The organism is Frateuria sp. (assembly GCF_013362045.1).
In the GTDB taxonomy this organism is placed as follows: domain Bacteria; phylum Pseudomonadota; class Gammaproteobacteria; order Xanthomonadales; family Rhodanobacteraceae; genus Frateuria_A.
This window is the reverse complement of sequence record NZ_JABFWW010000109.1, coordinates 1-10,378: the sequence shown is the minus strand read 5'-3', so window position 1 is coordinate 10,378 and position 10,378 is coordinate 1. Positions and strand designations below refer to the sequence as shown.

The following is a 10,378-nucleotide window of genomic DNA, read 5'->3' as shown; positions in this document are numbered from 1 at the left end:
GGCGGTGCCTGCGGCGGCGCGGGCGGCTGCGTGATCGGCGTGGGCCGCACGTTGCCGCCGCCACCGCCACACGCGCTCAAGCCCAGCGCGATCAGAACCCCAAGCGCCACGTCCCGATGGCGCATAGCCTGCGTGTTCATACCCCGTACTCCCCTCGATCCTGCGAGCGTTGACCCGCGGGCCGTCCACACGATCGTGCGAACCCTTGCCCGCAACCGTCGGCTAGTCTCCCACAACGGCATGCGCGAGCGTGCATGGCCGCGCGCGACCGCGGTTTGCCGCACTGCCGCATGGACTGCGATAATGGGGCATCGTCCACGGCGCGCCAGGCGCGCCTCAAGCCTCGCGGAGTATTCCCATGTCCGACGTCGTCATTGCCGGCGCCAAGCGCACCGCCATCGGTTCCTTCCTCGGCCAGTTCACCGGCGTGCCCACGCCCACCCTCGGCGCGACGGCCATCCGCGCGGCGCTGGAGCAGTCCGGCGTGGCGCCGGCCGACGTCAGCGAGGTGATCATGGGCTGCGTGCTGCCGGCCAACCTCGGCCAGGCGCCCGCGCGCCAGGCGTCGCTCGCCGCCGGCCTGCCGGTCGCCACCGGCTGCACCACCATCAACAAGGTGTGCGGGTCGGGCATGAAGGCGATCATGCTGGGCCACGACCTGATCAAGGCCGGCTCGGCCGCGGTCGTCGTCGCCGGCGGCATGGAGTCGATGACCAACGCGCCGCACATGGTCAACGCCCGCTCCGGCATCCGCTACGGCGACGGCCAACTGGTCGACCACATGGCTTGGGATGGCCTGACCAACCCCTATGACGGCAAGGCGATGGGCGTGTTCGGCGAGCAGTGCGCCGACAAATACCACTTCAGCCGCGAGGAGCAGGACGCGTTCGCGATCGAGTCGGTCAAGCGCGCACAGGCCGCGCAGACGTCGGGTGCGTTCGCCGGCGAGATCGTCCCGGTCACGGTCAAGGGCCGCAAGGGCGACGTGGTGGTGGACACCGACGAGCAGCCCGGCCGCTCGGACATCAACAAGGTGCCCACCCTCAAGCCGGCCTTCCGCAAGGACGGCACCATTACCGCCGCCAGCTCCTCGAGCATCTCCGACGGCGCCGCCGCCGTGGTGCTGCTCTCGGCGGACGACGCCAAGGCGCGCGGGATCGCGCCGCTGGCGCGCATCGTGGCGCATGCGACCAACTCGCAGGAGCCGGAGTGGTTCACCACCGCGCCAGTCGGCGCGATCAAGAAGGTGCTGGGCAAGGCCGGCTGGAAGGTCGAGGACGTGGACCTGTTCGAGGTCAACGAAGCCTTCGCGGTGGTCGCCATGGCGCCGATGCGCGAGCTCGGCATCGCGCACGAAAAGCTCAACGTCAACGGCGGCGCCTGTGCGCTCGGCCACCCGATCGGCGCCAGCGGCGCGCGCCTGGTGGTCACGCTGCTCAACGCGCTCAAGACCCGCGGCGGGAAGCGTGGCGTGGCCGCGCTGTGCATCGGCGGCGGCGAGGCGACCGCGATTGCGGTGGAGCGGCTGGATTAAGGCAACCGTCACCCGCTGTCCACGGCGGGAATGAAAGCCGCTTAACCGGGTTTTTAATACGTACTGAAGGCCATCGTATAAACATATGGCGCGTCTACGGCGAAAGCGCTATTAATACGCGGCCAAAACGGCATTCCACGGCAAAGGAGATCCACCATGAAGTTGACGCGTACCCTACTCGCCTCCGCGCTCGTCGCGCTGCTGGCGGCTTGCAGCAACGGCGCGCAGGATTCCGCGCAGGACGCCCAGAAGTCGGCGGACCAGGCCCAGCAGTCCGCTGACCAGGCCCAGCAGGCTGCGGCGCAGACCCAGACCCCGGCTGCTGACCAGGCTGCCCAGCAGGCCACCACGGCTGCCAATGCCGCCGGCCAGGCTGCCGACCAGGCCCAGCAGGCTGCCACCGCGGCCTCGGCTGCCGCTCCGGCTGCCAGCTCTTCGGCCAACAAGGACGCTATGTCGCAGGCCAAGGACGCCGCTTCCAACGCCGCCGACCAGGCCAGCAAGGCCGCCGACGCCGCGAAGAATGCTGCCAGCAATGCCAAGGATGCTGCCAAGGACGCGACCAAGGGTCATTGATCCTTCGTTGTTCCAAAAAAACCGGCCGCTTGCGGCCGGTTTTTTTTTTGCACGCCGGCATTGCCGGCCGCAATCTTCCGCGGGCGGTTATCATCTGGTGTTTGGCTGGTGCAGAAGGCTCTGCGTGCAGGGCCCGGCGCCAGGGATGACCGCCGCCGGTACGCGGCCCGCACCAAGACCATGAGTCCCGTCCGATGAGCAGCATCGCCTCGCAGATCGACCCCCGCTCGCCCGACTTCCAGGCTTCCAGCACCGCACTGCGCGCGCTGGTCGACGACCTGCACCGGCAGCTGGCGCGCAACGCCGAAGGCGGCGGCGCCAGGGCGCGCGAGAAGCACACGGCGCGCGGCAAGCTGCTGCCGCGCGAGCGCATCCGGGCGCTGCTCGATCCGGGCTCGCCCTTCCTCGAACTCTCGCCGCTGGCCGCGCACGGCATGTACGAAGACGCCGCGCCGGCGGCCGGCATCATCACCGGCATCGGCCGCGTCAACGGCACCGAGGTGGTAGTGGTCGCCAACGACGCCACCGTCAAGGGCGGCACCTACTTCCCGATGACGGTGAAGAAGCACCTGCGCGCGCAGGAAGTGGCGCTGGAGAACCGGCTGCCGTGCGTCTACCTGGTCGACTCCGGCGGCGCCTTCCTGCCGCTGCAGGACGAGGTGTTCCCGGACAAGGAGCACTTCGGCCGCATCTTCTACAACCAGGCGCGCATGTCGGCGCTCAACATCCCGCAGATCGCCGTGGTGATGGGTTCGTGCACCGCCGGCGGCGCCTACGTGCCGGCGATGAGCGACGAGACCATCATCGTGCGCGAGCAGGGCACCATCTTCCTGGGCGGCCCGCCGCTGGTGAAGGCGGCCACCGGCGAGGTGGTCGATGCCGAGGCCCTCGGCGGCGCGGACGTCCATACGTCCATCTCCGGCGTGGCCGACCATTACGCGGAAAACGACGCGCATGCGCTGGCGATCGCGCGCGACGTGGTGGCCAGCCTCAACCGGCGCAAGGCCATGCCGCTGGCGCTGAAGACCCCGGCCGAACCGAAGTACCCGGCCGAGGAGCTCTATGGCGTGATCCCGCAGGACACGCGCCGGCCGTTCGACATCCGCGAGGTGATCGCGCGCATCGTCGACGGCTCCGAGTTCCACGAGTTCAAGGCGCGCTACGGCAAGACGCTGGTGACCGGCTTCGCGCACATCCACGGCTATCCGGTGGGCATCGTCGCCAACAACGGCATCCTGTTCGCCGAGAGCGCGCTCAAGGGCGCGCACTTCATCGAGCTGTGCAACCAGCGCAACGTACCGCTGGTGTTCCTGCAGAACATCACCGGCTTCATGGTCGGCAAGAAGTACGAGCAGGCCGGCATCGCCAAGGACGGCGCCAAGATGGTCACCGCCGTGGCCTGTTCGCACGTGCCCAAATTCACCGTGGTGATCGGCGGCAGCTTCGGCGCCGGCAACTACGCCATGTGCGGGCGTGCCTACGGCGCGCGCTTCCTGTGGATGTGGCCCAACGCGCGCATCAGCGTGATGGGCGGCGAACAGGCGGCCAGCGTGCTGGCGACGGTGAAGCGCGACGGCATCGAGGCCAGCGGCAAATCATGGAGCGCGGGGGAAGAGGACGCCTTCAAGGCGCCGATCCGCGAGCAGTACGAGCGCCAGGGCCATCCCTACTACGCCAGCGCGCGGCTGTGGGACGACGGCATCATCGACCCGGCCGATACCCGCCGCGTGCTGGGCCTGGCGATCTCCGCCTCGATGAACGCGCCGATCGAGCCGCAGCGCTACGGCGTGTTCCGCATGTAGTGCCTGCGCCCTCACGCAGGCCCAGCGGGAACGGAGGGCGCCGGAACTCACCCCTCCAATCGATCGGCGCCGTGGATCGGCGCCGGCCGCGTGCGGTGCAGGTCGAGCACCAGCACCTCGTTGGCGCCCTTGTGCAGCCAGCATCCCGGGCAGAACAGGCGCTGCTGCGGGCCGATGTGCCAGTAGCGGCCGAGCAGGCGGCCGTTGATCCATAGATAACCCTTGTTCCACTCGCGCATGTCCAGGTAGCCGTCGCCCGGCTCCTCCAGCGCCAGTCGAGCGCGGAAGAACTGGCCCGCCCGCCGGATCGACGGCGTTGCGGCGCGGATCCGCTGCAGGTGCGCCTCGTCCAGCGGCAGCCCGTGGACCTGCCAGTCGCGCAGCGGCCGGCCGTCGAGCCGGACCTCGCCGACCAAGCCCTTGCGGTCGTCCGTGAAGCGGCCGTAGCCGACGTGGCCGAAGGTGTCCACCAGGATGTCCAGCGTCGCCTTGCCGCTGGCCGGCGGCAGCACGACGCTTCCGTCGCTGTGCAGGCCTGCGTGGGCCATCCGCGATACGTGATCGAGATAGCGCCCGTCCAGGAAGACGGTGGCGTAGTCGCGCACGCCCTCGATGCGCAGGCCGCCGCCGTGCGGGATGTCGACCTGCGTGCGGTACAGCGCCAGGCCCTGCAACTGGCCCAGCAGGGACTCCATCGGTTGCGGCCGCCCGCTGGCGACCGGCGCGGGCAACGCGTCCCACAGCGACGCGATCGGCTCGGGCGTGAAGGATGCGAACCGGGTGCCTGGCGGCGATGGCGGCAACGCGGGCAGGCGATGTCCCAGGGCGGCGCCGATGGCGCCGCGGAAGTCGTGATAGGCGGCCGTCGGCGCACCGCGTTCGTCGATCGGCGCGCCGTAGTCGTAGCTGGTCACCACCGGCTGGAAGTGGCTGCCGTCGTCGTTCGCGTTGGCGCCCGCGCCAAAGCCGAAGTTGGTGCCGCCGTGCGCCACGTAGAGGTTGAACGACCGTCCCTCGCCCAGCAGCTTGCGCAGCGTGGGCAGGTAGTCGGCGTGCTGGAATGCAGGCTCGCCCCAGTGCGTCAGCCAGCCCGGATAGCCCTCGCCCACCCACACCGGCGCCTCGCCGGCGATCGCCTGCGCGCCGGCGAAGTCGGTGTCGCCGTCCAGGCCCAGCGCGGCGCCTTGCAGATAGGTGTGCGCCTCGCGGATCTGGCCCAGCCCGTCGGATACCGAGAACGGCCCCGTGACGCCGCGCCCGACCCACATGCGGCGCAGCGCTTCCAGGTACGCGCGGTCCTTGCCGAAGGAGGCGTACTCGTTCTCCACCTGCACCATCAGGATGGGGCCGCCGTTGGCCGCCATCAGCGGCGCCACGCGCGGCGCGACGGCGTCCAGGTAGCGCGCCACGGCGTCCATGTAGCGGCGATCGTGGCCGTCGCGCACGCGGACGTCCGGCTCGCGCAGAAGCCAGGGCGGCAGGCCGCCGAAGTCCCACTCGGCGCAGACGTAGGGACCCGGCCGCAGGTAGACCCACATGCCCTCCTCCGCGCACAGTGCGATGAAACGCGCGAAGTCGTTGCCGCCATCGAAGTCGAAACGCCCGGGCGCCGGTTCCAGCGCGTTCCACATCAGGTACAAGGCAACGGTGTTGAGGCCCATCGCCTTCGCCATGCGGATGCGGTGGCGCCAGTACGCCGCGGGAATCCGCACCGGGTGCATTTCGCCGCTGCGGATCTGGAACGGCGCGCCGTCGAGCAGGAACTGCCGCTGGCCGAGCTCGAAGCGATGCGGCCGGCCGTCCGGCGCGGGCGCGACGACAGGGACCGCCGGCATGGCTTCGAGGCGCCAGCCCGGGGCCGCCAGCGGCGCGAGGAGGCTCAGACGCAGGAAGGTTCGGCGTTGCATGGGTCCCTCGGTGCTAGCGGATGGATGGCGGGTCGAGCGGATGGACGCGCAAGGGATGCGGCCAGCGCACCCGGCCCTCGTCCAGGGGATGCTTGCACATCCGCGGGCCGGACTTGCTTGGCGCGCATCGTCAGCGTTGCGGCGCCAGTTCGAGCGTCAGCACCTGGAACGGCGCCAGCTCGATCATCTGCGGCCAATCCGCGTCCAGCTCGCGCGCCGGCTGCGCCACGTCGGACCGCCACGGGCTGTGCGCGCGGAAGCGGCGCGCCGCGCCCGGCGGCAGCTCCAGTTGCCTGGCCAGGTCGATCACCGCCGGCTGCGGCTTGTCGCTGGGATTGCGCAAAGTGAGGATCGCCTTGGCCGGCGTCCACGCCGCCCAGCCGTAGACGTCCAGCCGTCCGGGATCGCCGCCGACCCAGTGCGTGTCCTTGAGCACCTGCGCGTTGGCGCGCGACCACTTCGCCGCCTCGGCCAGCACGTCCCAGTCGGCCTGGGTCAGCAGCGACGGGGTGATGTACAGCTCCTGCAGCTGCGTGCCGCTGCCGAAGTAGGAGTGCACCTCGTTGGCGAAGTCGTGGCCGGGATCGGTATTGAGGCGCTTGTTCTCCTTGGCGTAGATGATGCCGTGGAGCATCAGCGAGTTGAGCGGGAACAGCGGGCCTTTCTCGACGATGTTGCGGTACGTCTCGCGGTCGCGGTAGGTGATCCAGCGCTCGCGCTCGGTGCCCACGCCGGCGTGCCAGTCGTCCTCGCCGTCGCGCCAGATCGAGTCGGCGTAGGCCAGCCAGAACGGCGAGGCCTGCGTGCCGGTGGTGAGGTTGACGAACAGGTCCGGCCTGGCCTTGCGCAGGTCCTCGATCAGCTGGATCGCCGCGTCGAAGTCGCTGGGGAAGCGGCTGCCCGGGAACACCTTGTCGGCGTTGCCGGTGCCGTCGAACTTGAACTGGTTGATGCCGTCCTTGCGCACCAGGTCCATGGTCACGTCATGGAAGCGCTGGTAGTACTTCGGGCCGGACAGCGCCAGGCCGCCGTCGATGATCTCGTAGCCGTGCGCACGGCCGTTCTTCACCCGCTCCTGCTTCGGATGCCCGTAGCCGCCCCAGGGCGAGAGCCACATGCCGGGCGCGGCGCCGTACTTCGCCGCGGCCTCGCGCAGCGGAACGAAACCGTGCGGGAAGTCCTTGCTGAAGTTCCAGTTGCCGCTCAGGTTGTCCCAGCCGTCGTCGAACAGGAAGGAGTCGAGCTTGACGCCGCGCTTGACGGTCAGCTCCTCGCCGAAGGCATGGATGCGGTCCAGCGCCTGGGCCTGCGTGTAGGGCGTGAAGTAGCCGATGTCGTACCAGGAGTTGTAGTGCAGGAAGGTGCGGTACGGATGCGCACGCTCGCGCTCGACGTAGGCCAGGAAATCGCGCCGCAGCTGGTTGCCGTGCGTGGCGCCGACCACCGCCGAGTAGGTCATCGACTGCCCCTTGGGCAGCGGCAGGCCGCGCTCGATCCACAGCTGCACGCGGTTGCCCCAGGCGTTGCTGGAAGACAGCGGATGCTCGAAGCCGAAGTAGTCCGGCCCGGCCACCACCGGCGAGCCCGGCACCGAGCCGACCACTTCAACCTCCTCGGCCTTGGCCTGCAGCAGATCGACGCGCGCGATGTCCTCGTCCTGTTTGAGCGCGGTGACGGTGACGATCTCGCGCAGGTAGTCCGAGCCCTCGCGCTGCACCCACTGCCAGTCGATGCGCAGGCGCCCGTCGGCGTCGGTGAAGCTGGCGGCGACGGCGCGGCCCGGCAGGCGCTCGGCCTCGCGCGAGGCTTTCGGATCGGCCTTCAGAACGGTGTCCTGCGGTGGCGAGAGCAGCTTCAGCTGTGCGGTATCGAGCTTGCGGCCGTCGCGCCAGGTCAGCACGAAGGGCGCGGTGACCGGGATCGTGCGATGGTTGATGCGGTCGGTGACGACCATGTCGGTGAACCGGCCGTCGGCCAGTTGCCACTGCACGGCGATGGCGGCGTTGCCGAAGTCCTGCGTGGCGGCGAACGCGGGTGCGGCGATCGCCGCGGCGACGGCGACGGCCAGCGCAAGAGCGGCCCACCGATGCGGCCGCGGCGGGGTGGCACCTTGCATCCAACGTGCATGGCTGCCGCTGCGACCTGCGCTTGCCCTTGGGTTCATGCCGTCAACCTCGCTGAAGATTCCTTGCCCGCGCTCCACGCGGTGCAGGAAAGGTCTTTTGAAGTGCCGCGTTCCCTCGCGGCTCGTGGCGTTGCCCTACGTCTTGCTTCTGGCCCCATGCCCGCGAACGCGGGAACGACGGCCGCAAGGCGCAGGGCCGCCCGCGGATGCTCACGCGTCCAGCCCGCGCAGGCTCACCTCGCCGAGCAGTGCATCGACCTGCTCGCGTCGCGCGTAGCCGGTTTCCTCGTCCATCGCGTTGGCGCCGCCGCAGGCCACGCCGAGGCGCAGCGCGTCTGCCAGCGGCTCGCCACGTTCGAGCGCCACCGCCAGGCCGGCGAGCAGGCAGTCGCCCGAACCGACCGGATTGACGCTGCGCTCCAACGTCAGCGAGGCATGCCAGAGGTCGCGGCCGTCGAAGCCGACCGCACCCTCGGCGCCCAGCGTCACCACCGGCAGCACGATGCCCTGCGCGTGCAGCGCGCGCGCCACGGCGGCGGCGTCCTGCGGCGTGCGCACCGGCCGGCCGGCGAGTTCGGCGGCTTCGTCGCGGTTGGGCTTGAGCAGGAACGCGCCGGAACCGGCCACGTGGCGCAACGCTTCGCCGCTGGCGTCGACCAGGCAGGGCCGGCCGGCGGCACGGCGCACCATCCATGCGTAGACGTCGGCGTCGAAGCCGCGCGGCAGGCTGCCGGAGAGCACCAGCAGCGTGCTTTCCTCGGCACAGCGCCACCATGCGCGCAGCAACTCCTCGCGCTCGGCGAGCGCGAGCTCCGGGCCGGAGCCGAGGATCTCGGTGACGCGTCCGTCGCGCTCGCGCACCGCGATGCAGCGGCGCAACGGCTGCTCGATCTCGATGCCGTGGAACAGCACGCCGCGCCCAGCCATGCGCCGCGCGACCAGGTTGCGGTGCGCGGCATCGACCAGGCCGACCAGCTGCACACGCTCGCCCAGCGCGGCCACCGTCTGCGCCACGTGCAGCCCCTTGCCGCCGGGATAGATCTCGTCCCGCGCGGCACGCTGCACGGCGCCGGGCACCAGCGCGTCCACCGTGAACAGGTGGTCGATCGCGGTGTTGAAGCCGGCGACGGTGATCACGGATGGTCCGCCAGCAGGCGCTCGACGTCCGCCTCGTCAGCCTGCGAGGCGGTGCCGCCGATGCCGCGCGTGGACAGCGCACCGCAGGCCGCACCCCAGCGCAGGCAGTCGCGCAGCGGCCGACCGCGGCGCCAGGCATGCAGGAACCCCGCATCGAAGGAATCGCCGGCGCCGGTGCTGTCGAGCGCGTCCACGGCAAACGCGGGGACCGCGAGATGCCGGCCGTCGTCGTCGAGCGTGATGCAACCCTCGCCGCCACGCTTGACCACCGTGCGCGTGCGGCCGTTGGCGAAGGTCTGCAGCGCCTCCTCCGGCGACGGCTTGCCGCTGATCGCGCAGGCTTCGAGTGCGTTGGGCAGGAATACGTCGACCTCGGCGAGCAGGCCGATCAGTTCGTCGCCGCCCCAGCGCTCGTCGGGATCGAAGCCGGGGTCGAGCGAGGTGGTGAGGCCGAGCTTATGCGCGCGCTCGAACAGGCCGCGCAGGCCCGGGCGCAGGGCGCTCTGCAGGTAATAGGAGGACACGTGCAGGTGGCCGGCGCGCGCGAGCAGCGCGTCGGGAACGTCCTGCGCGCGCAACGCGGCGATCGCGCCGGGATAGGTGACCAGCGCGCGGTCGTGCGCGGCCGACAGCGCCACCGTCAGGCCGGTGCGCAGGCCCGGCCGCAGCTGCACCGCATCCACGTCGATGCCGGCCTCGCGCAGGGCGGCGACGCAGTAGCCGCCCCAGCCGTCCTGTCCCGCCACGCCGGCGAACAGCACCGCCTCGCCCAGCCGCGCCAGGCCCATCGCGCAGATCATCGAGGAGCTGCCCGGGCCCTGTCGGAAGCCGCTCGCCAGCACCTCGCGGCCGAACGACGGCAGCGAGGTGCAGCCCGAGAACACCAGGTCCGCATTGATCTCGCCGGCGACCAGGACGGGTTTCATGCGCCGGCTCCGCCGCCGTGGATCGCGAAGGCCTCCACCACGCGGGTGAGCACGCCCTGCGAGGGCGCGTCCGGCTTCTGCTCCAGCGCCAGGCAACGGAAGAAGGCCAGCAGCTGCCCGACCATGACGTGGATCATCAGCTGCTGCGCTTCCTCCAGCGCGTACAGGCCGGGCAACTCGACGGCCAGCCCCTGCGGGCCGACGACATCGGCCGGGATCGATTCGCCGACGACGATGCGCTGCGCGCCCAGGCCCTTGCGGGTGAGCTCGCGCAGCAGGTCGTACTCGTAGCCGCGCACGCTGGGATCGGCGGCGAGGAAGGCCACCGCCAGGCTGTCCTCCCCCAGCCAGGACATCGGCCCGTGGCGCAG

At 70.6% G+C, this 10,378-nt stretch carries 7 protein-coding genes and 1 pseudogene; 3 read left to right on the top strand and 5 right to left on the bottom strand.

From position 1 onward, the window contains the following. The first annotated feature begins 358 nt into the window (after positions 1–358). The 3 genes from HOQ08_RS05175 (at position 359) to HOQ08_RS05165 (ending at position 3,912) form a co-directional block, all read left to right on the top strand. Positions 359–1,534, top strand: a complete 1,176-nt coding sequence (locus HOQ08_RS05175) for an acetyl-CoA C-acyltransferase (RefSeq protein ID WP_291192311.1) — start codon at positions 359–361, stop codon at positions 1,532–1,534. A gap of 156 nt (positions 1,535–1,690) precedes the next feature. After that, positions 1,691–2,110: a hypothetical protein gene (locus HOQ08_RS05170; protein WP_291192310.1), complete on the top strand. Its 420-nt coding sequence runs from the start codon at positions 1,691–1,693 to the stop codon at positions 2,108–2,110. Positions 2,111–2,304: 194 nt separating this feature from the next. Further along, positions 2,305–3,912, top strand: a complete 1,608-nt coding sequence (locus tag HOQ08_RS05165) for a carboxyl transferase domain-containing protein (protein ID WP_291192309.1) — start codon at positions 2,305–2,307, stop codon at positions 3,910–3,912. Between the two features lie 47 nt (positions 3,913–3,959). On the opposite strand, the gene HOQ08_RS05160 is transcribed toward HOQ08_RS05165, so the two are convergent. The 5 genes and pseudogenes from HOQ08_RS05160 to HOQ08_RS05140 form a co-directional block, all read right to left on the bottom strand. Beyond that, complete coding sequence (locus tag HOQ08_RS05160; RefSeq protein ID WP_291192308.1) at positions 3,960–5,819, bottom strand: beta-galactosidase; 1,860 nt, start codon at positions 5,817–5,819, stop codon at positions 3,960–3,962. A 130-nt stretch (positions 5,820–5,949) separates the two neighbouring features. Beyond that, positions 5,950–7,935, bottom strand: coding sequence for an enterotoxin (locus HOQ08_RS05155; RefSeq protein ID WP_291192307.1), 1,986 nt, complete (start codon positions 7,933–7,935; stop codon positions 5,950–5,952). 219 nt (positions 7,936–8,154) lie between these two features. Beyond that, the gene (locus HOQ08_RS05150) at positions 8,155–9,081 is read right to left on the bottom strand and encodes a hexose kinase (RefSeq protein WP_291192306.1); all 927 of its coding nucleotides are present in this window, start codon (positions 9,079–9,081) and stop codon (positions 8,155–8,157) included. Beyond that, complete coding sequence (locus HOQ08_RS05145) at positions 9,078–10,007, bottom strand: carbohydrate kinase family protein (protein ID WP_291192305.1); 930 nt, start codon at positions 10,005–10,007, stop codon at positions 9,078–9,080. The genes HOQ08_RS05150 and HOQ08_RS05145 overlap by 4 nt, the downstream gene beginning before the upstream one ends. Then, positions 10,004–10,378, bottom strand: a pseudogene (locus HOQ08_RS05140) (tagatose-6-phosphate ketose isomerase); the annotation flags it as partial. The gene HOQ08_RS05145 and the pseudogene HOQ08_RS05140, both read right to left, overlap by 4 nt.

Coding starts and splice junctions, on each gene's coding strand:
- HOQ08_RS05170 (WP_291192310.1), top strand. CDS start 1,691: ATGAAGTTGACGCGTACCCTACTCGCCTCCGCGCTCGTCGCGCTGCTG.
- HOQ08_RS05165 (WP_291192309.1), top strand. CDS start 2,305: ATGAGCAGCATCGCCTCGCAGATCGACCCCCGCTCGCCCGACTTCCAG.
- HOQ08_RS05145 (WP_291192305.1), bottom strand. CDS start 10,007: ATGAAACCCGTCCTGGTCGCCGGCGAGATCAATGCGGACCTGGTGTTC.
- HOQ08_RS05155 (WP_291192307.1), bottom strand. CDS start 7,935: ATGCAAGGTGCCACCCCGCCGCGGCCGCATCGGTGGGCCGCTCTTGCG.
- HOQ08_RS05160 (WP_291192308.1), bottom strand. CDS start 5,819: ATGCAACGCCGAACCTTCCTGCGTCTGAGCCTCCTCGCGCCGCTGGCG.
- HOQ08_RS05175 (WP_291192311.1), top strand. CDS start 359: ATGTCCGACGTCGTCATTGCCGGCGCCAAGCGCACCGCCATCGGTTCC.